Origin of the sequence: Coprococcus intestinalis, from assembly GCF_023656595.1 — a bacterium.
Lineage (GTDB): Bacteria > Bacillota > Clostridia > Lachnospirales > Lachnospiraceae > Coprococcus_A > Coprococcus_A intestinihominis.
Genome location: NZ_JAMOKJ010000012.1, coordinates 78,278 through 102,718 on the forward strand (window position 1 = coordinate 78,278; position 24,441 = coordinate 102,718).

18 protein-coding genes are annotated in these 24,441 nt (G+C 43.5%); 15 read left to right on the top strand and 3 right to left on the bottom strand.

The annotated features are described in order from the left end of the window. The first annotated feature begins 203 nt into the window (after positions 1-203). The 3 genes from ilvN to NBH03_RS10090 all read left to right on the top strand — a co-directional run bounded on the left by ilvN (position 204) and on the right by NBH03_RS10090 (position 3,744). Positions 204-722 (top strand): acetolactate synthase small subunit, encoded by a 519-nt coding sequence (gene ilvN, locus NBH03_RS10080; RefSeq protein WP_015515464.1) that lies wholly within the window; start codon positions 204-206, stop codon positions 720-722. 85 nt (positions 723-807) lie between these two features. After that, a complete protein-coding gene (ilvC, locus tag NBH03_RS10085; RefSeq protein ID WP_015515465.1) occupies positions 808-1,824 on the top strand; it encodes a ketol-acid reductoisomerase in 1,017 nt (338 codons plus the stop codon). A gap of 435 nt (positions 1,825-2,259) precedes the next feature. After that, complete coding sequence (locus NBH03_RS10090; protein ID WP_215690971.1) at positions 2,260-3,744, top strand: aldehyde dehydrogenase family protein; 1,485 nt, start codon at positions 2,260-2,262, stop codon at positions 3,742-3,744. A gap of 95 nt (positions 3,745-3,839) precedes the next feature. Here the strand turns inward: NBH03_RS10090 and NBH03_RS10095 are convergent, their stop codons facing one another. Beyond that, positions 3,840-4,727 (bottom strand): LysR family transcriptional regulator, encoded by an 888-nt coding sequence (locus NBH03_RS10095; RefSeq protein ID WP_117538549.1) that lies wholly within the window; start codon positions 4,725-4,727, stop codon positions 3,840-3,842. A 258-nt stretch (positions 4,728-4,985) separates the two neighbouring features. Here NBH03_RS10095 and leuB point away from each other — a divergent pair, with 258 nt between their 5' ends. From leuB to NBH03_RS10125, 6 genes are all read left to right on the top strand, one after another. After that, positions 4,986-6,074 (top strand): 3-isopropylmalate dehydrogenase, encoded by a 1,089-nt coding sequence (leuB, locus tag NBH03_RS10100; protein WP_250799500.1) that lies wholly within the window; start codon positions 4,986-4,988, stop codon positions 6,072-6,074. 37 nt (positions 6,075-6,111) lie between these two features. Then, positions 6,112-7,782, top strand: coding sequence for a dihydroxy-acid dehydratase (gene ilvD, locus NBH03_RS10105; RefSeq protein ID WP_015515469.1), 1,671 nt, complete (start codon positions 6,112-6,114; stop codon positions 7,780-7,782). Between the two features lie 20 nt (positions 7,783-7,802). Beyond that, the gene (gene ilvB, locus NBH03_RS10110; RefSeq protein WP_250799501.1) at positions 7,803-9,479 is read left to right on the top strand and encodes a biosynthetic-type acetolactate synthase large subunit; all 1,677 of its coding nucleotides are present in this window, start codon (positions 7,803-7,805) and stop codon (positions 9,477-9,479) included. Positions 9,480-9,541: 62 nt separating this feature from the next. Beyond that, positions 9,542-10,627: a 3-phosphoserine/phosphohydroxythreonine transaminase gene (gene serC, locus NBH03_RS10115; RefSeq protein ID WP_250799502.1), complete on the top strand. Its 1,086-nt coding sequence runs from the start codon at positions 9,542-9,544 to the stop codon at positions 10,625-10,627. A 22-nt stretch (positions 10,628-10,649) separates the two neighbouring features. Continuing rightward, on the top strand, positions 10,650-11,813 hold the full coding sequence (locus NBH03_RS10120) for a phosphoglycerate dehydrogenase (RefSeq protein WP_227082478.1): 1,164 nt from the start codon (positions 10,650-10,652) through the stop codon (positions 11,811-11,813). Between the two features lie 5 nt (positions 11,814-11,818). Continuing rightward, complete coding sequence (locus tag NBH03_RS10125; RefSeq protein ID WP_250799503.1) at positions 11,819-13,060, top strand: DUF1015 domain-containing protein; 1,242 nt, start codon at positions 11,819-11,821, stop codon at positions 13,058-13,060. 488 nt (positions 13,061-13,548) lie between these two features. On the opposite strand, the gene NBH03_RS10130 is transcribed toward NBH03_RS10125, so the two are convergent. Then, on the bottom strand, positions 13,549-14,421 hold the full coding sequence (locus tag NBH03_RS10130) for a mechanosensitive ion channel family protein (RefSeq protein ID WP_250799504.1): 873 nt from the start codon (positions 14,419-14,421) through the stop codon (positions 13,549-13,551). Positions 14,422-14,603: 182 nt separating this feature from the next. On the opposite strand from NBH03_RS10130, the gene NBH03_RS10135 reads away from it, so the two are divergent. Then, positions 14,604-14,924, top strand: a complete 321-nt coding sequence (locus tag NBH03_RS10135) for a helix-turn-helix domain-containing protein (protein ID WP_015515475.1) — start codon at positions 14,604-14,606, stop codon at positions 14,922-14,924. Positions 14,925-15,042: 118 nt separating this feature from the next. Here NBH03_RS10135 and argH read toward each other — a convergent pair whose 3' ends face one another. Next, positions 15,043-16,419: an argininosuccinate lyase gene (gene argH, locus NBH03_RS10140; RefSeq protein WP_250799505.1), complete on the bottom strand. Its 1,377-nt coding sequence runs from the start codon at positions 16,417-16,419 to the stop codon at positions 15,043-15,045. Positions 16,420-16,704: 285 nt separating this feature from the next. Here argH and rpsO point away from each other — a divergent pair, with 285 nt between their 5' ends. From rpsO to nifJ, 5 genes are all read left to right on the top strand, one after another. After that, positions 16,705-16,971 carry a 30S ribosomal protein S15 gene (rpsO, locus tag NBH03_RS10145; RefSeq protein WP_015515477.1) on the top strand — a complete coding sequence of 89 codons (267 nt, stop codon included), beginning with the start codon at positions 16,705-16,707 and terminating at the stop codon, positions 16,969-16,971. Between the two features lie 203 nt (positions 16,972-17,174). After that, entirely contained in the window at positions 17,175-19,268 is a 2,094-nt protein-coding gene (locus NBH03_RS10150) for a polyribonucleotide nucleotidyltransferase (RefSeq protein WP_250799506.1), read from the top strand. A 258-nt stretch (positions 19,269-19,526) separates the two neighbouring features. Further along, on the top strand, positions 19,527-20,027 hold the full coding sequence (locus NBH03_RS10155; RefSeq protein WP_250799507.1) for a hypothetical protein: 501 nt from the start codon (positions 19,527-19,529) through the stop codon (positions 20,025-20,027). Next, positions 20,011-20,598, top strand: coding sequence for a hypothetical protein (locus tag NBH03_RS10160; RefSeq protein WP_250799508.1), 588 nt, complete (start codon positions 20,011-20,013; stop codon positions 20,596-20,598). The genes NBH03_RS10155 and NBH03_RS10160 overlap by 17 nt, the downstream gene beginning before the upstream one ends. A 144-nt stretch (positions 20,599-20,742) precedes the next feature. Next, the gene (nifJ, locus tag NBH03_RS10165) at positions 20,743-24,255 is read left to right on the top strand and encodes a pyruvate:ferredoxin (flavodoxin) oxidoreductase (protein ID WP_221718738.1); all 3,513 of its coding nucleotides are present in this window, start codon (positions 20,743-20,745) and stop codon (positions 24,253-24,255) included. Positions 24,256-24,441: the final 186 nt, after the last annotated feature.

Genomic DNA, 24,441 nt, shown 5'->3' on the forward strand with positions numbered 1-24,441 from the left:
ACAGGATGTTGGCATTGAGAAAAAGCCTTTTGCAGTAAAACAAAATTTTCTAACTTTAAACAGATAAAATATTACTGCAATTCAGTGAAATCTATTGACAAACAGAGGACATATTGCTAAAATAAGCGTTGACAGTCATACCGAAAAAGGCAGGTTTGCCGGGAATGCATGCAGGTCGCTTTGGGGAAAGGATGTAATTGAACATGAAAGAACGCAAGAAGATATTAACAATGCTGGTAGAGAATAATTATGGTGTTACCAGTCGTGTTTCCGGTATGTTCAGCAGACGAGGCTTCAACCTGGACAGTTTTACAGGATGTGATACATTGGATCCAAGGTTTTCCAGGATTACAGTAGTTGTTCATGGTGATGAGCAGGTACTGGAACAGATTGAGAAGCAGGTCAGAAAGTTGGAAGATGTCATTTATGTGACAGATCTGACAGCGGTGGATTCAGTTTGTCGTGAACTGATGCTTGTGAAAGTCCGGGTACTTCCGGAGAATCGCCAGTCCATAATGGCAGTCAGCAGCATTTTCCATGGTAAAGTGGTGGACGTGACAAGAGATTCTATGATCATCGAGCTGACAGGCAAGCAGGAGAAACTGGATGCATTTATTAATCTGCTGGACGGCTATGAGATACTTGAAGTTGCCAGTACAGGTCTGACAGGTCTGGAGCGTGGCTCAGAGTGTGTTGTGCCTTTGAAAGGAAAGAGCCTTTAGGAGGCAGAATTGATAACAGAATAATAGGTATTTATTATCCATTATTAATACATTTATTTTTATACTATCAGGAGGTTTCATAACAATGGCTAAGATTTTTTATGAACAGGACTGTAATCTCTCATTATTAGAGGGCAAAACAATCGCCATTATCGGTTACGGCAGCCAGGGACATGCCCATGCAAAGAATTTAAAGGATTCAGGATGCCATGTCATCATTGGTCTTTACAAAGGCAGCAAGTCCTGGGCTAAAGCTGAATCAGAAGGTTTTGAAGTTTATACATCTGCAGAAGCAGCTAAGAAGGCTGATATCATCATGATTCTGATCAATGATGAAAAACAGGCTGCACTTTACAAAGATGAGATCGAACCAAACCTGGAAGCAGGCAACATGCTGATGTTTGCTCATGGTTTCAATATCCATTTCGGAACAATCGTACCTCCTAAGGATGTCGATGTTACAATGATTGCACCTAAGGCACCTGGGCATACAGTAAGAAGTGAGTATGTAGCAGGTAAAGGTACACCTTGTCTGATCGCTGTAGAACAGGATGCAACAGGCAAAGCTCAGGAACTGGCTTTAGCTTATGCACTTGGTATCGGCGGTGCAAGAGCAGGTGTTCTGGAAACAACATTCAGAATCGAAACAGAAACTGACCTTTTCGGCGAACAGGCAGTCCTTTGCGGTGGTGTTTGTGCACTGATGCAGGCTGGTTTCGAAACACTGGTTGAAGCTGGCTACGACCCAAGAAATGCATACTTCGAATGTATCCATGAAATGAAACTGATCGTAGACCTGATCTATCAGTCAGGCTTTGCTGGCATGAGATACTCTATCTCCAACACAGCAGAGTACGGTGATTACATCACAGGTCCTAAGATTGTTACAGAAGATACAAAGAAAGCAATGAAACAGATTCTGTCCGATATCCAGGATGGTACATTTGCAAAAGAATTCTTACTGGATATGTCTGATGCAGGCAAGCAGGTACACTTCAAAGCAATGAGAAAGAAAGCTGCAGAACATCCATCAGAAAAAGTTGGTGAAGAAATCAGAAAACTTTACAGCTGGAATGGCGAAGACAAACTGATCAACAACTAATTCTTCTGTTTTTCAAGAGAATAACGATAAGAGAGGTCATCACTCGAAAGAGGGATGGCCTCTTTTTTTTGTGACAAGCGATACGTTTAAACACATTTTTTTGAAAAGAAATTAACGATGGAAACGTTTCATTCGGAAAAAACACTTTCCAAACGGAAAGGATACCGTTTGTTAAAAGACAAATTGTATTTAAATAAATACAATTAAATTTGGCTAGTCTGCTCACAAATCAAATAAATATTTGTGAATAAATGCTAAAATAATTAAAATATAAACTGAAAATAATGTTAAATAAACATCGAAGTCTGACAATAAGAGCGTTAAACAATAAATTATTGTTGACTATCAAACAATTTGGTGCTAAGATGAAGACATCAAAGGAACTGAAGGCTTGAGCATCAAGTCATTTTTTACACAATGAAGGGGGGACAACATATGAAGACTTGTTTACAGGAAAAATACGGTTTATTTATTAATGGTCAGTGGCAGCCGGCTTCTGACGGAAAGACATTTAAGAGCTACAATCCGGCCAATGGCGAACTACTGGCAGAGTGTGCACAGGCGACAGATGCAGATCTTGATCTTGCTGTAGATAGTGCATGGAAAGCATGGGATTCATGGAAACAGACAACACCTGCAGAGAGAGCGAAGATTCTGAATAGAATTGCGGACATTATCGATGAGAATGCAGAGCATCTTGCAATGGTAGAGACATTAGATAATGGCAAACCGATTCGTGAGACAATGGCAATTGATATTCCTTATTCGGCTGAACATTTCAGATATTTTGCAGGTGCTGTTCTGGCTGAAGAAGGAACGGCTTCTATGCTGGATGGCAATACAATGAGTCTGATTCTCAGAGAGCCGATTGGTGTTGTTGGTCAGATTGTACCTTGGAATTTCCCATTTTTGATGGCTGCATGGAAGTTGGCACCAGTTCTTGCAAGCGGATGCTGTACCGTCTTTAAACCTTCTAGCACAACATCTTTGAGTGTGCTTGAGTTTGCGAGACTGATTCAGGATGTTCTTCCGGCAGGTGTCTTTAATGTAATCACAGGTTCCGGTTCTGGCGTTGGCAATTCAATGTTAAAACATAAAGGTTTCAGAAAACTGGCATTTACAGGTTCTACAGAGGTCGGCAGAGATGTCGCACTGGCAGCGGCAGAGAAACTGATTCCGTCCACACTGGAACTTGGCGGTAAATCAGCAAATATTTTCTTTGATGACTGTAAGTGGGATATGGCATTAGATGGTCTGCAGCTTGGTATTTTGTTCAATCAGGGTCAGGTCTGCTGCGCTGGTTCAAGAGTATTTGTCCAAGAAGGTATTTATGACAAGTTTGTAGAAGCTGCTGTGAAAGCATTTAATCATGTGAAAGTCGGTCTTCCGTGGGAACAGGATACACAGATGGGTTCACAGATTAATGAAGGGCAGCTTAAGAAGATTCTTTCCTATATAGATATCGCAAAATCAGAAGGTGCAACTATTGCTTGTGGCGGTGAGAGATGTACGGAAGGTGAACTTGCAAAAGGTGCATTTATGAAACCGACACTGATCACGAATGTTACAAATGATATGCGCGTGGCTCAGGAAGAGATTTTCGGACCGGTTGCATGTGTGATCAAGTTCAAGACAGAGGACGAAGTGATTGAGATGGCCAATGACAGCAAATACGGTCTTGGTGGGGCCGTATGGACAAGAGATATCAATCGTGCGATCCGTGTATCAAGAGCGATTGAAACAGGTAGAATGTGGGTCAATACTTACAATGCGATTCCGGCAGGTGCACCGTTTGGTGGCTACAAGCAGTCTGGCATTGGAAGAGAGACACATAAAGTGATTCTTGAACATTATACACAGATGAAGAATATTATGATCAATCTTTCTGAAGCACCGTCAGGCTTTTATCCTGAAAAATAATAGTGAAAGACAATAAAAAATGGATGTTTAATTTTAAATGAGCCGTAAAAAAACAGCATTGTGAAAGAGGATTTCGCAATGCTGTTTTTCAGATACTAAGAGACAAAATCAATGAAAGCGTTGAGAAAACGGTGGGATGATCGGCCTTTTTTCCAGGCAAAGACAATCTCTCTCGGGTGAATGGCCTGTGGGGTGGGGATTTCGACGAGAAGGCCGCTTTTCAAGTCGTCAGCGACAAAATCCCTGATGACACAGGCAATGCCAAGCCCGGTTCTGGCGAATTCAATCAGAAGATCCATTGTTGTAATCTCAATCAGATTGGAGGCATGAATGTGATTTTCCTCAAGAAAATAATCAATAAATTGCCGGGATGCATTGGCTTTGTCAAGAAGCATCAGTGTGCCGGCATTGAGCAGATCCAGGCCGGAGACTTGTGTACGCATCTGAAGATTGTTGAGATAGTTGGGTGTACAGACGAAAACATCCTCGATTCTTCCCTGTGAAACAAAGGAAATATGTCCGGTGTCTTCCGGTTTGGCCACCAGGCCGAGATCAATAGAGCCGTCTCTGAGCATATCCAGTGTATGATTGGTGGACTGGCAGGAAATATTGATACTGATATGCGGATATTGCGCAATAAATGTTTTCAGATAAGGCAGCAGACGGTACCTGCAGAGTGTTGTGCTGACGCCGATGGTAAGGTGTCCAAGACCCATATCGCGAATGCGGGAGAGTTCCGCTTCCCCTGCTTCCAGAGAATGGAAAGCGTCCGATACATGATGAAAAAGCAACTGCCCTTCTTCTGTCAGAGAAACACCGCGGGAGGTACGTTCGAAGAGGTGGGTCTGAAGTTCGTTTTCAAGATTGCTGATGGACTTGCTGATAGCAGGCTGGCTGATATAAAGGTGCCTCGCTGCGGCAGAGATCGAACCACATTGAGCGACAGTGTAAAAAATGCGATATAAAGAAAGTGTTGTATCCATAAATCTTCTCCTATAACTATGATTTATAACGCTTATATGTAATATATATTTCTATTATACATCTAAGTGTGGTACAATAACAACACTGGAATTTCAATAGAAAAACAAACCAAGAATGCCATTTTAACAGGCATTATTTGATTTTATACGTTAGCAAGTTAAATTTTTACGCAAATACAGTTGAAATTCTAAAAAAAATAGTTTATTATAGATTTTAACGCAAATGCAAGGCCGTTTGTCGGGGAAAGGGAGATTATCATGAATTATAAGATTGCATTAATAAAAGGTGACGGTATTGGTCCTGAAATTGTAGATGAGGCTGTAAAGGTGCTGGATCGGGTCGGTGTGAAGTATGGTCATACATTTGACTATACGAGAGTACTGATGGGCGGAGAATCCATTGATGCCTGCGGTGTGCCATTGACAGATGAGGCCATTGCACAGTGTAAAGCCAGTGATTCTGTATTGATGGGTTCCATCGGCGGCAATACGACTACATCACCATGGTACAAACTGGAACCATCCCTTCGTCCGGAGGCCGGTCTGCTGAAGCTTCGTAAGTCACTTGGCTTATTTGCCAATATCCGTCCGGCATATCTGTATGATGAATTAAAGGCAGCCTGCCCGATCAAGGATGAGATTATCGGAGATCAGGGATTTGATATGGTTATCATGCGAGAACTGACAGGCGGTCTTTACTTTGGAGAGAGAAAGACAGTTGAGGAGAACGGTGTTTTGAAAGCCTATGATTCACTGACCTATGATGAGAACGAGATCAGAAGAATTGCCATTAAAGGTTTTGAGATCGCTATGAAGAGACGTAAGAATGTGATCAGTGTTGATAAGGCAAATGTACTTGATTCCTCACGCTTATGGAGAAAGGTTGTTGAAGAAGTAGCGAAGGATTATCCGGAAGTAACCTATTCTCATATGCTGGTTGATAACTGTGCAATGCAGCTTGTGAAGAATCCGGGACAGTTTGATGTTATCCTGACAGAGAATATGTTTGGTGATATCCTTTCTGATGAGGCCAGTGAGATTACAGGTTCCATCGGTATGTTATCATCAGCAAGTCTCAGCGAGACAAGCCTCGGCCTGTATGAACCAAGCCATGGTTCCGCACCGGATATTGCAGGAACGAATCAGGCAAATCCGATTGCAACCATTCTTTCAGCAGCTATGATGCTCAGATATTCATTGAATCTGGATAAAGAAGCAGATGCCATTGAGGCAGCGGTTAAGGCTGTTTTGAAGAAAGGCCTCAGAACGGTTGACATTATGTCTGAAGGATGCACACAGCTTGGCTGCAAAGAGATGGGTGATGCCATTGCAGCTGAGATTCAGTAATAGATGCTTTTAGGGTTTTTAGGAAGGAATTAATAGGATGAAGAGTGATAATGTTAAAAGCGGTATGCAGCAGGCACCGCATCGTTCCCTTTTTAATGCACTGGGAATGACTCAGGAAGAAATGAAGAAACCACTTGTAGGTATCGTAAGTTCCTACAATGAGATCGTACCGGGTCATATGAACCTGGACAAGATTGTCAATGCAGTTAAACTTGGTGTTGCCATGGCAGGCGGTACACCGGTCGTTTTCCCGGCAATTGCTGTCTGTGACGGTATTGCTATGGGGCATATCGGTATGAAGTATTCCCTTGTAACACGTGATCTGATCGCAGATTCCACAGAGGCAATGGCTATTGCCCATCAGTTTGATGCATTGGTTATGGTGCCGAACTGTGATAAGAATGTTCCGGGACTTCTGATGGCAGCAGCAAGAGTGAATGTGCCGACTGTATTTGTCAGCGGCGGTCCGATGTTAGCCGGTCATGTAAAAGGACAGAAGACGAGTCTTTCCAGTATGTTTGAAGCAGTCGGTTCCTATGCAGCAGGCAAGATGTCTGAGGAAGATGTGCTTGACTATGAACAGCATGCTTGTCCGACCTGCGGTTCCTGTTCCGGTATGTATACAGCCAACAGTATGAATTGTCTGACAGAAGCTATTGGTATGGGGCTTCAGGGCAACGGCACAATTCCGGCTGTTTATTCTGAACGTATCAAACTGGCAAAACATGCCGGTATGAAAGTTATGGAACTTCTGGAGAAGAATATTCGTCCAAGAGATATCCTGACAGAGAAGGCATTTATGAATGCATTGACTGTGGATATGGCCCTGGGATGTTCGACAAATACAATGCTTCATCTTCCGGCAATTGCACATGAAGCAGGGGTTGAGATCAACCTTGATATTGCCAATGAATTGAGTGCAAAGACACCGAACCTGTGTCATCTGGCACCGGCCGGACATACATATATGGAAGAGCTCAATGAAGCAGGCGGCATTTATGCTGTTATGAATGAGCTGAATAAAAAGGGACTGCTTTACACAGACCTGATCACTGCAACAGGCAAGACGGTTGGTGAGAATATTAAAGGATGCGAGAATAAGAATCCTGAGGTAATCCGCCCAATCGACAATCCATACAGTCAGACAGGCGGTATTGCGGTACTGAAGGGCAACCTGGCAGTGAACGGCAGTGTTGTTAAACGTTCTGCAGTTGTTCCTGAGATGATGGTACACGAAGGACCTGCACGTGTCTTTGATTGCGAAGAGGATGCCATTGCAGCGATCAAGGGCGGCAAGATTGTACCTGGAGATGTTGTGGTTATTCGCTATGAAGGACCAAAGGGCGGTCCTGGTATGAGAGAAATGCTGAATCCGACATCTGCCATCGCAGGTATGGGTCTGGGCTCCAGTGTGGCACTGATCACGGACGGACGTTTCTCTGGCGCGTCCAGAGGGGCTTCTATCGGACATGTATCTCCTGAAGCAGCATTGGGCGGCAATATCGCGCTTGTTGAAGAGGGGGATATTATCAAGATCAATATTCCTGAAAATACATTAAATGTCGATGTTTCTGATGAAGTGCTTGCCGAGAGAAGAGCAAAATGGCAGCCAAGAGAGCCGAAGGTTACAACAGGTTATTTGGCACGTTACGCTGCACTTGTTACAGATAGCAGCAAGGGTGCGATCCTTCAGGCTCCGACAGTATAGATTCGAAAGGGAAGAATAGAATGTTATTAACAGGAGCAGAAATTGTAGTTGAGTGTCTGAAAGAGCAAGGTGTGGATACAGTTTTTGGTTATCCCGGCGGTGCAATTCTCAATGTGTATGATGCACTTTACAAGCACAGCGATGAGATCAGACATGTATTAACTTCACATGAACAGGGCGCTTCCCATGCGGCAGACGGCTATGCCCGCACAACCGGCAAAGTCGGTGTCTGTCTGGCAACATCAGGACCGGGAGCAACCAATATCGTTACAGGCATTGCAACGGCTTATATGGACTCAGTTCCAGTGGTGGCAATCACCTGTAATGTCAATGTCAATCTTCTTGGCAAAGATAGTTTTCAGGAAATCGATATCGCCGGTATTACAATGCCGGTGACAAAACATAATTTTATTGTCAAAGATGTGAATAAGCTGGCGGATACCATCCGCCGTGCATTCGCGATTGCTCAGACAGGGCGTCCGGGACCGGTTCTTGTGGATATTCCAAAGGATGTCACCGGTGCAGAAGCTGAGTATGAATATAAGGTGCCGGCACCGATCAAACGCAAGTCTGATCAGATCAATGAAGAGACGATGCAGGAAGTTATCGGACTGATCGAACATTCTGTCAGACCATTTATTCTTGTGGGCGGCGGTGTCATCCGTGCAGATGCGGCAGATGAGCTCAGAGAGTTTGTAAGGAAAGTACAGGCACCTGTGACAGATACGCTGATGGGTAAAGGTGCTTTTGACGGCAGGGAAGATGCCTATACAGGTATGGTAGGCATGCATGGTACCAAGACATCCAATTACGGTATCACAGAATCTGATCTTCTGATTGCCATTGGTACACGTTTTTCGGATCGTGTCCTGGGCAATGTCAAGGCATTTGCCAGACATGCAGATCTTGTCCATATTGATGTGGATGCTGCAGAAGTTAATAAGAATGTTATGTGCAAGTATTCAATTGAAGGCGATGCCAAAGTTGTTCTTCAGAGATTGAATGAGAAACTGACGCAGCAGGATCATGAGCCGTGGATGCGGCATATTCGTGAGATGAAGTCTCGTTATCCGATGACTTACAATCATGAGGTACTGACCGGACCGGGGGTTGTCGAGAGTATTTATAAGGCAACAGACGGTGATGCGATCATTTGCACAGAAGTTGGGCAGAACCAGATGTGGGCTGCACAATTTTATAAATATAAGGAACCAAGACAGTTTATTTCTTCCGGCGGTCTCGGAACCATGGGCTATGGCCTTGGGGCAGCACTTGGTGCCAAGCTTGGCTGTCCGGACAGAATCGTGATCAATGTTGCCGGAGACGGTTGTTTCCGAATGAACATGAATGAGCTGGCAACAGCTTCCAGATATCAGATTCCGGTTATTGAAGTGGTTGTCAACAACCATGTACTTGGTATGGTCAGACAGTGGCAGACATTGTTTTATGGCGAACGCTATTCAGCCACTGTTTTAAATGATAGTGTTGATTATGTAAAGGTTGCCGAAGCCATGGGCGTGGACGGCCGACGCGTGACAACACAGAAAGAATTTGATGAAGCCATTCAGTGGGCAATCAATTTAAAGAAGCCGGTTCTCATCGATTGTATGATTGATCCGGATGATAAGGTATGGCCGATGGTTGCTCCCGGAGCATCCATTGCAGATGCATTTTCCGAGGAAGACCTCGACAATTAATATCCGTAAACCACCTTTTGGTTTAAATATATTATAATTCATCTAAAAAGGAGAGAAGAAAAATGAGCAGAGTTTATAACTTTTCAGCAGGACCAGCTGTGTTGCCTGTTGAAGTATTGCAGGAAGCAGCAGATGAAATGCTTGACTACAGAGGCACTGGCATGTCAGTAATGGAGATGAGCCATCGATCTAAAGCTTTCGACAATATTATTAAAGAAGCAGAAGCTGCTTTAAGAAAGCTCATGAATATTCCAGACAACTATAAGGTGTTGTTCCTTCAGGGTGGTGCTTCACAGCAGTTTGCCATGATTCCTATGAACTTCATGAAAAATAGAAAAGCGGGATATATCCTGACTGGTCAGTGGGCTAAGAAAGCGTTTTCAGAAGCTAAGATTTTCGGCGAAGCTGTCGAATTAGCCTCATCAGCAGACAAAACATTTACATATATTCCGGACTGCAGTGACCTGCCGATTACGGATGATATGGATTATGTGTATATTTGCGAAAACAACACAATTTATGGTACCAAATACCATACTTTGCCGAATACCAAAGGTAAATTACTGATTGCTGATCAGTCTTCATGTTTCTTATCAGAACCTGTTGATGTGACGAAATACGGTATGATTTATGCTGGTGTACAGAAAAACGTAGGCCCTGCTGGTACTGTTATTGCCATCATCAGAGAAGATCTGATCACAGATGATGTTCTTCCGGGCACACCAACTATGCTGAAGTATAAGACACAGGCAGACAATGATTCTCTGTATAATACACCGCCTTGCTACGGCATTTATATCTGCGGCAAAGTCTTCAAATGGCTGTTGAAGACAGGCGGTCTTGAAGAAAGAAAGAAGATCAACGAAGCAAAAGCGAAGATCCTTTATGATTTTCTTGATCAGAGCAAGATGTTCAAAGGTACTGTTGAGAAAGAAAGCCGTTCTATTATGAACGTACCTTTTGTAACAGGCGATAAAGATCTGGATGCTAAGTTTGTTGCAGAAGCAAAGGCAGCTGGTTTTGAGAATCTGAAAGGTCATCGTACCGTCGGCGGTATGAGAGCCAGCATTTACAATGCAATGCCGACAGAAGGTGTTGTTGCCCTTGTTGATTTTATGAAGAAGTTTGAGGCAGAGAATACAAAATAAGCCGAGTTCCCCGGAGGTAATGATCATGAAAATTAGTTGCTTAAATCCAATTGCTGCTGTAGGCATGCAGCTTTTTACAGATGCCTATGAGAAGGTTGATGATTTTGCTACATCTGATGCAGCACTTGTAAGAAGTGCAAGTGTCCATGAACTGGAACTGCCGGATCAGCTGTTGGCGATTGCCAGAGCAGGTGCCGGTGTCAATAATATTCCATTGGACAAATGTGCAGAAAAAGGTATTGTTGTCTTTAATACACCGGGTGCGAATGCCAATGGTGTAAAGGAAGCTGTTCTTGCAGGTCTTTTCCTTGGCGCAAGAGACATTGTCGGCGGCGTAAACTGGGTTCAGACAGTAAAAGAAGATCCGAATGTGGCCAAACTTGTAGAAAAAGGCAAGAAACAGTTTGCCGGCACAGAGATTATGGGAAAGAAGATCGGCGTGATCGGTCTGGGTGCCATTGGTGTTCTGGTAGCCAATGCCTGTGTGGCACTTGGCATGGAAGTTTATGGTTATGACCCGTTCATTTCTGTTGACGCTGCATGGAATCTGTCAAAGGATATCAAACATATTGCCAATGTAGAGGATATCTATGAAAACTGTGACTATATTACTGTACATGTACCATTAATGGACAGCACAAAGAAAATGATCAATGCGGATGCATTTGCGAAGATGAAAGATGGCGTCATTGTGCTGAACTTTGCACGTGACCTGTTGGTAGATGATGATGCCCTTGAAGCAGCCATTGCAGCGGGTAAGGTCAGAAAGTATATCACAGATTTCCCGAATGCAAAGACAGCTCAGATGAATGGCGTTGTGGCCATCCCTCATCTGGGTGCTTCTACAGAAGAATCAGAAGATAACTGCGCAGTGATGGCAGTGAAAGAATTGAGGAATTATCTTGAGAATGGTAATATCACACATTCTGTCAACTATCCTGCCTGTGATATGGGTATCTGCAAAGCTGCCGGCCGTATTACAATCTGCCATAAGAATATTCCGAACATGCTGGGACAGCTGACAGGTGCCTGTGCGGCTGAGGGAATCAATATTGAAGATATGACCAACAAGTCAAAAGGTGACTGGGCATACACAATGATGGATATCGGTTCAGAAGTTTCAGAAGCTCTTGTTGAAAAACTGGCAGCTATTAACGGAGTTGTAAAAGTACGAAAGGTGAAATAAGCTTTATGGCAAATGTCAAACCTTTTAAGGCAATCAGGCCGTCATCTGCGCTGGCCGCGCAGGTGGCGGCTTTGCCTTATGATGTCTATAACAGAGAAGAAGCAGCGGAGAAAGTGAAAGGGCATCCTTTGTCTTTTCTCAATATTGACCGCCCGGAGACACAGTTTGACCCATCTATGGATATGTATGCGGACTGTGTTTATGAAAAAGCAAAAGAAATGCTGGATAGGGAGATTGCCGAGGGCATTTTTGTTCAGGATGAACAAAAATGTTATTATCTGTACGAACTGACCATGAACGGCCGAACACAGACGGGCATTACTGCTTGTGTATCTATTGATGATTATCTGCATCAGGTAGTCAAAAAACATGAAGATACGAGAGCGGAGAAAGAACAGGACCGTATTCGGCATGTCGATGTCTGCAGTGCGCAGACCGGACCGATTTTTCTGACATACAGAACCAATCCGATCCTTTCTTATATCGTCTGTCATGTGAAGGAAGAATCACCTGTGTATGATTTTGAGGCGGAAGATGGCATACGACACAGAGTGTGGATTGTTGATGATGACCTTGCGGTAGCTGCCATTGAAAAGGCCTTTGCGGCTGTTGATGCGTTGTATATTGCTGATGGTCATCATCGTGCAGCCAGTGCCTTTAAAGTGGGCATGAAGCGGCGAAGAACCCATCCGGCTTATAATGGAACAGAAGAATTCAATTACTTCCTTGCGGTTTTATTTCCTGAGGAAGAATTGAAGATCATGGATTATAATCGTTTGGTGAAAAATCTGAATGGCTGGTCAAAAGAAGATTTTCTGGAGAGGATCCGACGGGATTTTACAGTGGAACACGTGGGAAAAGAGGCGGTTTCACCATCGAAAAAAGGTGAATTCGGCATGTATCTGGATCATGATTGGTATCGACTGAATGTCCATCCGGATAAAACATCCGAAGACCCGGTGGACGGGCTGGATGTGTCTATTCTTCAGATGAATCTGCTGGATCCTGTACTTGGTATTGAAGATCCGAGAACAGATGAGAACATTGAATTCGTCGGAGGTATCCGCGGACTGGGAGAACTTGAAAAACGGTGTCATGAAGACATGGTGGTGGCTTTTTCAATGTATCCGACATCTATCCGGGAACTGTTGGCCGTGGCTGACGCAGGACGGCTCATGCCGCCAAAATCCACATGGTTCGAACCAAAACTTCGGTCTGGCCTGTTCATTCATCAAATCGAAAAATAGCAGAGAGCGCGCTTCAAGTATTTAGAAAGGGCTTTCGAAGAAAAAAATCAATACAAGCACGTTTGCACTGCCGATGGCAGCAGCGGTACATAAGACATTAAAAAACAATGTCTAAGTACCGGCAGCCATCGAAGCGCTTGTACTTGAATTGTTTTCTTCGAAAGCCCTGTTTAATAATTATTGAGCGCGCTTATGTCGGTCCATGAGAACGCAGAATATGCAGAGAATATGGATATATGCTGATATTTGTAGAGTTATATATGTTTGGTAGTTAATTCCAAAAAAATAAAAAAGTGCGGCCTCAATAAACTTCGAGAAAGGATTTTCAATGAATTTGTTCAATCACAGGTGCTTCTGACACGACCGGTACTTAGGCAGTGTTTTGTACTGCCTTATGTACCGCTGTCAGTGGCGGGAAGCGGGAGCGTGCCTGTGATGAACCAATTCGTTGAAAATCTTTTTCTTTAAAGCTTATGGGCCGCACTATCCTATTTCTCGGAATTAACAAGGTTTACGTCCATATGGTCATATGGAATTTCTATGCCTTCCGCGTCAAAGGCTTTTTTGATGGCCTCTCGGATTTCAAAGCGGGTATCCCAGTATTTGTCGGTGAGCGCCCAGACTCTTAAGACAACGCGGACGGAGCTGCTGTCAAAGTCGTCCACAAACACAAAGGGTTCTTTGGACTTGGAAAGCGTTGGGCATCCGGCAGCTACTTTTAAAAGAACGGTACGAACCCGGTCAATATTCTCGTCGTAACTGATGCTGACAGGAAAATCAAGGCGGCGGTTTTCCTGATGTGTCAGGTTGGTCACCGAAGAATCAGCCAGTTTGCCATTGGGAATACAGACCATCTCATTGTTGGCCGTCAGCAGTCGGGTGTAGATAATCTCAATGGACATGACAGTTCCTTCATGGCCGTTTCCATCGTCTATATAGTCTCCCACCACAAATGGTTTCATGATCAGCAAAAGCACACCGCCTGCAAAATTTGCAAGGCTTCCCTGAACAGCGAGACCGATGGCTAAACTGGCAGAAGTCAGCAGCGCGATCAGAGAAGTGGTATCGACTCCTAACTTATTGATCACAATGATGGCGAGCAATGCGCGTAATCCGAATTTGGTCAGTGAATTGATAAAACTTGTGACACTGGCATCCAGTCGTGTTTTGTCCAGAGAATGGCGCACCAGTTTGCAGATAAACTTGGTCAGATACCAGCCAACGATCAGGATGATCAGTGCACTGACCAGAATGTGTGCTTTACTGATCATATAGTCGACAATCTTCTGGAGATAATCAATGGACTGTTCAGCTGTCTCGGCCAGATCACTGGCTGTAGTTGTTGAGACTAAAATATGCATAAGAAGCCTCCTTTTTTGAAAAAATGATAATAGATGGGCGTTTTCTTCCTCTGATTGAAACTGCATCTATTATACCATATTCGTTAAAAAAATAAATTAAAAGTTGTTTGTCGAAAAATCGTCCATTTGTCGTAAATTGTGATATGATGTGTAAACAAAATGATAGGGAGGAGGCGGACAAGATGAATCTTGATATTGTAGGGCGTATCAGGAAGGAGAATGAGAAGCGGGGATGGACGGTGTATCGCCTGGCAAAAGAGGCGAATCTTTCTCCTTCGACATTGACGAATATGATGCATCGAGGGACTTGTCCATCATTGACAACCATTGAGAATGTATGTGAAGCTTACGGAATCACATTGGCTGAATTCCTTTATGGGCAGGATGATCTGATTCACCTGAATGCAGAGCAGAAGCGTCATTTGGACAGATGGAATTTGCTGACGGAGAAGCAGCAGCGGGCTGTAGAACTTTTTATAGATGGATTGAATCAGATTGGATGAAGTGTTACGGAAGGAACAGAATAAGCCGTGTATTCGAAACTGTGGTTGGAAGTTGAAATACACGGCTTTGAAAGGCTGCATCCCACAGGATGCGCAGCGTTATTGAATAAACGGCAGATTAGTTTTCTTCAAGATAACGGCTGTTGATATCAATGACTTTCTGCATGGCTTCATGGCCCGGAGCACCGATGGTCTGACGCAGGCTGACACAGGTCTTCATGCTGATGGCTTCATAGACGTCTTCTTCGAAGACCGGACTGATTTTCTTGTATTCTTCCAGAGGCAGGTCATCCAGGGCGATACCTTTGTCGATACAGATCAGAACAAGCTGTCCGATGATGCCGTGGGCATCACGGAATGGTACACCATGTTTTACAAGATAATCGGCAGCATCAGTAGCGTTGGTGAAACCATTTTTGCTACTGGCAGCCATGGTTTCTTTGTTGACATGCATGGTTTTGATCATGCCGTTGAACAGAGCCAGGCAGCCTTTGACTGTATCAATAGCATCGAAGGTCAGTTCTTTGTCTTCCTGCATATCTTTGTTATAAGCAAGAGGAAGGCCTTTCATGGTTGTGAGAAGAGATGTCAATGCGCCATAGACACGGCCTGTTTTGCCTCGGATCAGTTCAGCAATATCAGGATTCTTCTTCTGAGGCATGATGGAACTGCCGGTAGAATAGGCATCATCCAGTTCGATGAAGCGGTATTCATTGCTGTTCCAGAGGATGATCTCTTCACAGAAACGGCTCAGATGCATCATGATCGTGGACAGGGCACTAAGGTATTCGATGAGGTAGTCTCTGTCGGATACAGAATCCATACTGTTGAGGGTTGGGCCTGTGAAACCGAGAAGGCTGGCTGTATATTCACGATCCAGGGGATAAGTTGTGCCTGCCAGCGCACCTGCACCCAACGGGCAGTAGTTCATACGCTCATGAATGTCATGGAGTCTTGAACGGTCACGCTTGAACATTTCGAAGTAAGCACCGATGTGGTGAGCCAGTGTAACAGGCTGTGCTTTCTGCAGATGTGTAAAGCCCGGCATATAAGTATCGATGTGTTCTTTCATCAGATCAAGCAGTGTGGTCATCAGTTCCTTGACCAGTTCGTCTGTTGCCAGAACTTCATCGCGGGTGTAGAGTTTCATATCAAGGGCTACCTGGTCATTACGGCTGCGTCCTGTATGGAGCTTCTTGCCGGTATCACCGGTGCGTTCAATCAGGATAGATTCCACGAAGCTGTGGATATCTTCATATTCCTCTGTAATCTGTAATTTGCCGGATTCGATATCGCTGCAGATTTCTTTCAGTGCTGAGATAATGATATCACGTTCAGCATCTGTGATGATTGCCTGTTTGGCAAGCATTGTGACATGGGCGATACTGCCCTGAATATCCTGATGATAGAACTTCTGATCGAAAGTGATCGAAGCATTAAAGTTATGTACAAGCTGGTTTTCTTCTTTGGTAAAGCGTCCGCCCCAGAGTTTCATCGGTTAATTCATCCTTTCCTTTATTATACTATTCAGGACTCAATTGCGAGTCCCGGCGTGTCATTCGGGTCTGCTTTGCAGACAAAGTTTTCACTGGTTTATATCTTATCGTGTTTTCAGGGGGATTGCAAGAAAAACAGTACAAATTCAATACAAAAAGTTGTTTACAACTTGATAATACTATGCTACAATGATTAAGTATGAGTTTTAACCTGTGCCCAGATCAAGGAATCTCCAACCGGATCCTGGCATAAGGCATTTATTAAGATTTAGGAGGATTTATTAATGATTACAGCAGAACAGAAAAAAGAAATCGTAGCTAAATATGGTAAGACACCTGAAGATACAGGTTCACCAGAAGTTCAGATCGCACTTTTATCAGCAAGAATCGCTGACCTTACAGAGCATCTGAAGACACACAAGAAAGACCATCATTCAAGACGTGGTATGCTTAAGATGGTTGGTCAGAGACGTGGCTTACTTGATTACCTGAAGAAGACAGATATCGAGAGATACAGAGCTATCGTTGAAAAGTTAGGTTTAAGAAGATAATTATTATCTATCATGGGGCTGTCGGTAAAGGTATTATGCGGCAGCCCTGTTTGCGTTGCACGAACTATCAGGAGCATCTGGAAATTCCAGAATTGTTAATGTCCGAGACCACTGAAAAGTTAATCAGAGCGAGGCATTGGTTGATTATTCAGTAGTTTCGGAAGGCTCCTGAGAAATTTATAATTTATAAAAGGAGATTGAAAATGGCAAAAGAATACAAAAGTTTTTCCATGGAACTTGCCGGCAGAACACTTCGTGTAGAAGTAGGACATGTTGCTGCTCAGGCAAATGGCGCTGCCCTTATGTATTATGGTGACACATGTGTGTTATCAACAGCAACAGCTTCAGAGAAACCGAGAGATGGTATTGATTTCTTCCCGTTAAGTGTTGAATTTGAAGAGAAGATGTACTCGGTAGGCAAGATTCCGGGTGGTTTCAACAAGCGTGAAGGAAAGGCAAGCGAGAATGCGGTCCTTACAGCGAGAGTTATCGACAGACCGATGCGTCCGCTCTTCCCTAAGGATTATAGAAATGATGTGACACTGAACAATCTTGTTTTGTGTGTAGATCAGACATGCAGCCCTGAGCTGACAGCAATGCTTGGTTCTGCCATTGCAACATGTATTTCTGATATTCCATTTGATGGCCCGTGTGCCATGACACAGGTTGGCATGATCAATGGTGAGTTTATTATTAACCCATCCAATGAGCAGAAATCCGTATCCGATCTTGCACTGACAGTCGCTTCTACTCGTGAGAAAGTAATTATGATTGAGGCAGGTGCCAATGAAGTACCTGAAGACAAGATGATCGAGGCTATTTATGCAGCTCATGATGTTAACCAGGAGATCATCAAATTCATCGATCAGATTGTTGCAGAATGCGGCAAAGAGAAGAAGGATTATGAACATTATGCTATTCCTGAAGAATTAAATGCAGCTATGAAGGAACTCTTTCCGCCAGAAGCAATGGAAGAAGCTGTATTTGCAGATGAGAAGCAGACAAGAGATGCCAACATCCGTGTTATTAAAGACAAGCTTGCAGAAGCATTTGCAGATAAGGAAGAGTGGCTGCCTCTGATTGACGATGCTGTTTATCAGTATCAGAAGAAGACAGTACGTAAGATGATTCTCAAGGATCACAAGCGTCCTGATGGCCGTGCTATTGATCAGATCCGTCCGCTTGCAGCAGAGATCGACCTGTTTGCAAGAACACACGGTTCTGCAATGTTCACAAGAGGTCAGACACAGATTTGTACTATCACAACACTGGCACCATTATCAGATGCCCAGAAGGTAGATGGCCTGAATGAATTTGTGACAAGCAAACGTTATATGCATCATTATAATTTCCCATCATACTCAGTTGGTGAGACAAAGCCTTCAAGAGGTCCGGGCCGTCGCGAGATCGGTCATGGTGCATTGGCTGAGAGAGCATTAGTGCCTGTTCTTCCTTCAGAAGAAGAGTTCCCATATGCTATTCGTACAGTATCTGAGACATTTGAATCCAATGGTTCTACATCACAGGCTTCCATCTGTGCATCCACTATGTCTCTGATGGCTGCCGGTGTTCCGATTAAGAAACCTGTTGCAGGTATCTCCTGTGGTCTTGTAACTGGCGATACAGATGATGATTATCTTGTACTGACAGATATTCAGGGGCTTGAAGATTTCTTCGGTGATATGGACTTCAAAGTAGCCGGTACACACGATGGCATCACAGCAATCCAGATGGATATCAAGATTCATGGTCTGACACGTCCGATTGTTGAAGAAGCGATCAGAAGAACAAAGCAGGCAAGAGAGTACATCCTTACTGAGATTATCGAACCTTGCATTGCTGAACCGCGTAAGGAAGTCGGCGAATTTGCTCCGAAGATCCAGCAGATCAAGATTGATCCTTCCAAGATCGGTGATGTTGTTGGCCAGAAGGGTAAAGTCATCAACCAGATCATCGACGAAACAGGTGTGAAGATCGATATAACAGATGATGGTGCTGTATCTATCTGCGGCGTAGACAAAGTCGGCATTCAGAAAGCAATCGATATGATCACAATGATCGTATCTGATTTCGAAGAAGGCCGTATCTACACAGGTAAGGTTGTCAGCATCAAGGAATTCGGTGCATTCCTTGAATTTGCACCTGGCAAAGAGGGTATGGTTCATATCTCCAAGCTTGACAAAAAGCGCGTAAATCACGTAGAAGATGTACTGACACTTGGTGATGTCATCAAAGTTAAATGCATGGGCAAAGACAAGATGGGACGTATCAGCTTCAGTAAGAAAGATGCAGAATAATCAGCAGATACAGATGTTTATAAAAGCATATAAATGATCAATAAATAGAGGATATCATTTTGCGGAGATAAAAATCCACAGAATGGTATCCTTTTGTTGTTTTAAGGGTGCAGGGTGTGGTAAGATATAATTAACAGTATGCTATGCATGCTGAATGCCTGATGACTATGAAAGAACAGGACTTTTACAGGCAGTGCGGTCAATAAAGCAATAAAAAATGCAACAGCCAAGTTAGGAAGTGGGGGAGAGAAATAAGATATGAAAGTAAAGATATGCCCATTATGTGATAGTGAGATGAAGAAAGCCCATTACTGCGATACCTGTCATTCTTTTATATGGCGTCCGGAGATCCTGGATGTTCATTACAATGCGCAGCAGAGAGGAATGGGAGAGGAAGATTGTGCTTATGGTGTGAGCCATGATCAGAAGGATCACAGGAATGACATCTATGGAAGGTTTTCGGATGCGCTGAAGAAAGAAGACAAGAAGCAGAAAAATCGGAAGAAGGCTACATCCCATGAGGAAGTCTATGGCAGCAGTATACAGAAAAAGGCCGGCAGATCTTATAGAACCGACAGGTCAGGCACGGACATGGAAGCTAAACGGCGCAAGGCCGGAGGCTGTCTGGGGAAGGTTGTATTGGCAATCATTATTTTGAATGCATTGTTAGGTGCTGTCGGAAGTCGCCTTATTCATTATTTTACAAACGGTGATTTTCAATATGTGATTGAAGATTTGATGGATGAATTGGGGGGTTGACGATGCAGACGAAATTATTGGTTCTGATACATCGTCAGAGGAATATTACAGAGAACTTTCAGAACAGGAAGTTTCTGCGTATCCGGATGGATGCAATGGCTATGGACATTTTGATGTGACAGATGAAGACATGGGGGCATTGATTGAAGCCTGGACCAGAACAGAATATGGAAGAGATATATCAGGAGATGATTCGTCATCGGAAGATAACTATATTTATACATATGATGGGGAGACAACGTCTTATCTACAGAAAACAACTTATTATAATGTTGACGGGGAATATAATGACTATGTGATAATTTACAGTGACAGTGCAACCGGTAAAATTCATTCGGTGACAGCATCTATGGAAGATACAGAAAGGATAAAATCATTTCTCAAAATGGTGGTTCAGAAACTCGATTCGAAGGCGGATTGGAGCGGAAAAGAACTGGAGCGGCAGTGTGACAATTTTCTTAAACAGATGGACAGTGGGGATGGCAGCGTGGATATCGACAACATGGTGATCAATGGTTCGAAATACAGTGATGGTGAGATATGGCTAAGTATAGGTTGTACGGATTTTTAAGCGATTGTGTGAAAAAATAAACAACATAGGCAGGTTATAATCTTGACGATTTATACAACTTGTATTAAAATAGATGGTGAAGAATGACTACCTGTCAATAAAGTGTTTATTGATATGGTCATATATAGAAAGGAGAAAAATATCATGGCAAAAGTTATGAAAACTATGGATGGTAACACAGCTGCTGCTTGGACTTCTTATGCGTTCACAGAAGTTGCTGGTATCTTCCCGATCACACCATCCTCACCTATGGCAGAAGTAACTGACGATTGGGCAGCCAACGGCAGAAAGAACATCTTCGGTCAGACTGTTGATGTAGTAGAAATGGAATCTGAGGCAGGTGCTTCAGGTACAGTTCATGGTTCTATTTCTTCAGGTGCATTAACAACTACTTATACAGCTTCCCAGGGCTTATTACTTATGATCCCTAACATGTATAAGATCGCAGGTGAATTATTGCCTTGTGTATTCCATGTAAGTGCCAGAGCATTAGCTTATCATGCATTAAACATTTTCGGCGATCACTCTGACGTTATGGCATGTCGTCAGACAGGTTTCGCAATGCTCTGTTCTAACTCCGTTCAGGAAGTTATGGATCTGGCTGCAGTTGCTCATCTTTCTACAATCAAAGGCAGAGTTCCATTCCTTCATTTCTTTGATGGCTTCAGAACATCTCATGAGATTCAGAAAGTTGAATGTACAGATTATGATGAATTAGCTAAATTAGTAGATTACGATGCACTGGCAGAGTTCAGAAAATCCGCTCTGAACCCAGAACATCCAGTTATGAGAGGTACAGCTCAGAACCCAGATGTTTACTTCCAGGGTCGTGAAGCAAGCAACAAGTTCTACGATGCACTTCCAGAAATCGTAGAAGAATACATGGCTAAAGTCAGCGAGATGACAGGTCGTGAATACAAGCTGTTCAACTACTATGGTGCTCCAGATGCTGATCGTGTTATCATCGCTATGGGTTCTATGTGTGAAGCAGCTGAAGAAGTTATCGATTACCTGACAGCTAAAGGCGAAAAAGTTGGTATCGTTAAAGTACATCTGTACAGACCTTTCAGAGCAGACAAACTGTTCGAAGCTATTCCTGCAACAGTTAAGAAGATTGCTGTTATGGATAGAGTTAAGGAAGTTACAGGTTACGGCGAACCATTATATGTTGATGTCTGTGCAGCAGCATTCAAAGAAGGCAAGACATATGATATCGTTGGCGGTCGTTACGGCCTTGGTTCTAAGGACGTTACTCCAGGTTCCATCATCTCTATCTATGAGAACCTGAAAGCAGATCAGCCAAAGAACAACTTCACAATCGGTATCGTTGATGATGTTACAGGTCATTCCTTACCAATCATCCCTGAAGTTGACGTTGCTCCAGCTGGTACAACAAGCTGTAAGTTCTGGGGTCTTGGTTCTGATGGTACTGTAGGTGCTAACAAGAACTCTATCAAGATCATCGGTGACCATACAGATATGTATGCTCAGGCATATTTCCACTATGATTCCAAGAAGTCCGGTGGTGTTACACAGTCACATCTTCGTTTCGGTAAGACACCTATCCGTTCTACATACCTTGTTAAGACAGCTGACTTTATCGCATGTCATAACCAGGCTTATATCCATATGTATGATATCCTTGGCGATATTAAAGAAGGTGGTACATTCCTCTTCAATACAGTTTGGTCTCCAGAAGAACTGGATGAAAAACTGCCATCCAAGGTTAAACATCAGTTAGCTCAGAAACACGTTAAGTTCTACATCATCAACGCAGAAGATGTTGATAAAGAACTTAAGTTAAATGGTAAGACAAATGCCGTTCTTCAGGCTGCATTCTTCAAACTGGCTAACATCATTCCTATCGATACAGCTGTTAAGTATATGAAGGAAATGATCGTTAAGTCCTATGGTAAGAAGGGTGAAGATGTTGTTAACAAGAACTTCGCAGCTGTAGATGCTGGTCTTGATAAGATCGTAGAAGTTCCTGTTCCAGAAAGCTGGGCTACATGTCCTGATGACGCTCCTGTTGTTAAGGATGTTCCAGATTTCGTAAGAGACGTTGTAATGCCAATGAACGCTTGCGACGGCGATGCTTTACCAGTATCTGCTTTCAACGGCAGAGAAGATGGTCACTTCCCTCTGGGAACAGCTGCATACGAAAAACGTGGTGTTGCTGTCAGCGTACCTGTATGGGATGCTGCTAAGTGTATCCAGTGTAACCAGTGTTCATATGTTTGCCCTCATGCAACAATCAGACCTGTTCTGTTAACAGATGAAGAAGCAGCTGCAGCTCCAGCTAACTTCGGTGCTGTTCCAGGTAAGGCTAACCTTGCAGGCAAATATCAGTTCAAGATGCAGGTATCTCCTCTTGACTGTCTGGGTTGTGGCAGCTGTGTAAACATCTGTCCTACAAAGGCTCTTGAGATGGTTCCTCTCGGAACACAGCTCGATGAAGCTCCTAACTGGGAATATGCAGTAGCTCTTCCACAGAAAGAGAACCCAATGGACAAATACACAGTTAAGGGTTCACAGTTTGAAAAACCATTACTTGAGTTCTCAGGCGCATGTGCAGGTTGTGGTGAAACACCTTACATCAAACTTGTAACTCAGTTATTCGGTGATAGAATGTATGTTGCTAATGCAACAGGTTGTACATCTATCTGGGGTGGTTCTGCTCCATCTATGCCATATACAACTAACGAAAAAGGTCAGGGTCCTGCATGGTGTAACTCACTGTTCGAGGATAATGCTGAATTCGGTTTAGGTATGTTCATGGGTCAGAAACATCGTAGAGAAGCATTGGCTAAGAAGATCAAAGGTCTTGTAGATCTTGGCGTTCTTGCTGAAGAAGCACAGGCTTGGTTAGATACTAAGGAAGAAGGCGAAGCTTCTAAGGCTACATCTGCAGCTCTGTTAGCAGCAGCTAAGGCTTACGCTGGCGACAATGCAGAAGCTAAAGCAATCTGTGATGCTATCGTTGAAGGCTATGACCTCTTAGTTAAGAAGTCACAGTGGATCTTCGGTGGTGACGGCTGGGCTTACGATATCGGTTACGGCGGTCTTGATCACGTACTTGCTTCCAACGAAGACGTTAACGTATTCGTTGTAGATACAGAAGTTTACTCCAATACTGGTGGTCAGGCTTCTAAGTCTACTCCTGTAGGTGCAGTTGCTAAATTTGCTGCTTCAGGTAAGAAGACAAAGAAGAAAGACCTTGGTATGATGGCTGCTTCTTACGGTTATGTATACGTAGCACAGGTTGCTATGGGCGCTAACATGAACCAGTTCATCAAAGCTCTTAAAGAAGCTGAAGCTTATCATGGTCCATCACTCATCATCGCTTACGCTCCATGTATCAACCATGGTATCAAGGGCGGTATGAAGGGTGCTCAGACAAGAATTAAAGAAGCTGTAGAGTGCGGTTACTGGTCATGCTGGAGATTCAACCCAGAACTTAAAGCTCAGGGCAAGAATCCATTCATCCTTGATTCTACTAAAGAACCTAAGGGCGACTTCAGAGCATTCATCATGAACGAAGTTCGTTATGCATCCCTGAAGAAAGGATTCCCAGAAACAGCAGAAGCTCTGTACGCTAAGACAGAAGCAGATGCTAAAGACAGACTTGCTGGCTACATCAAGAAAGCAGCTGAATAATTCATCGTTAGATAATTTTTCAGAGTCAATGAATATACAGGCTCCGGTGCTTAGGCACCGGGGCCTTTTTTATGCAATGGGAAATTCCGAGGAATTTTCTATTGCATAAAAATGAAAAATAAATTCTTTACGTGCAAAGGCAGGATATAGTATAATCGGTATATTAAATAAATGAAATTATACTGG

Coding starts and splice junctions, on each gene's coding strand:
- ilvN (WP_015515464.1), top strand. CDS start 204: ATGAAAGAACGCAAGAAGATATTAACAATGCTGGTAGAGAATAATTAT.
- ilvC (WP_015515465.1), top strand. CDS start 808: ATGGCTAAGATTTTTTATGAACAGGACTGTAATCTCTCATTATTAGAG.
- NBH03_RS10090 (WP_215690971.1), top strand. CDS start 2,260: ATGAAGACTTGTTTACAGGAAAAATACGGTTTATTTATTAATGGTCAG.
- NBH03_RS10095 (WP_117538549.1), bottom strand. CDS start 4,727: ATGGATACAACACTTTCTTTATATCGCATTTTTTACACTGTCGCTCAA.
- leuB (WP_250799500.1), top strand. CDS start 4,986: ATGAATTATAAGATTGCATTAATAAAAGGTGACGGTATTGGTCCTGAA.
- ilvD (WP_015515469.1), top strand. CDS start 6,112: ATGAAGAGTGATAATGTTAAAAGCGGTATGCAGCAGGCACCGCATCGT.
- ilvB (WP_250799501.1), top strand. CDS start 7,803: ATGTTATTAACAGGAGCAGAAATTGTAGTTGAGTGTCTGAAAGAGCAA.
- serC (WP_250799502.1), top strand. CDS start 9,542: ATGAGCAGAGTTTATAACTTTTCAGCAGGACCAGCTGTGTTGCCTGTT.
- NBH03_RS10125 (WP_250799503.1), top strand. CDS start 11,819: ATGGCAAATGTCAAACCTTTTAAGGCAATCAGGCCGTCATCTGCGCTG.
- NBH03_RS10130 (WP_250799504.1), bottom strand. CDS start 14,421: ATGCATATTTTAGTCTCAACAACTACAGCCAGTGATCTGGCCGAGACA.
- NBH03_RS10135 (WP_015515475.1), top strand. CDS start 14,604: ATGAATCTTGATATTGTAGGGCGTATCAGGAAGGAGAATGAGAAGCGG.
- argH (WP_250799505.1), bottom strand. CDS start 16,419: ATGAAACTCTGGGGCGGACGCTTTACCAAAGAAGAAAACCAGCTTGTA.
- rpsO (WP_015515477.1), top strand. CDS start 16,705: ATGATTACAGCAGAACAGAAAAAAGAAATCGTAGCTAAATATGGTAAG.
- NBH03_RS10150 (WP_250799506.1), top strand. CDS start 17,175: ATGGCAAAAGAATACAAAAGTTTTTCCATGGAACTTGCCGGCAGAACA.
- NBH03_RS10155 (WP_250799507.1), top strand. CDS start 19,527: ATGAAAGTAAAGATATGCCCATTATGTGATAGTGAGATGAAGAAAGCC.
- NBH03_RS10160 (WP_250799508.1), top strand. CDS start 20,011: ATGAATTGGGGGGTTGACGATGCAGACGAAATTATTGGTTCTGATACA.
- nifJ (WP_221718738.1), top strand. CDS start 20,743: ATGGCAAAAGTTATGAAAACTATGGATGGTAACACAGCTGCTGCTTGG.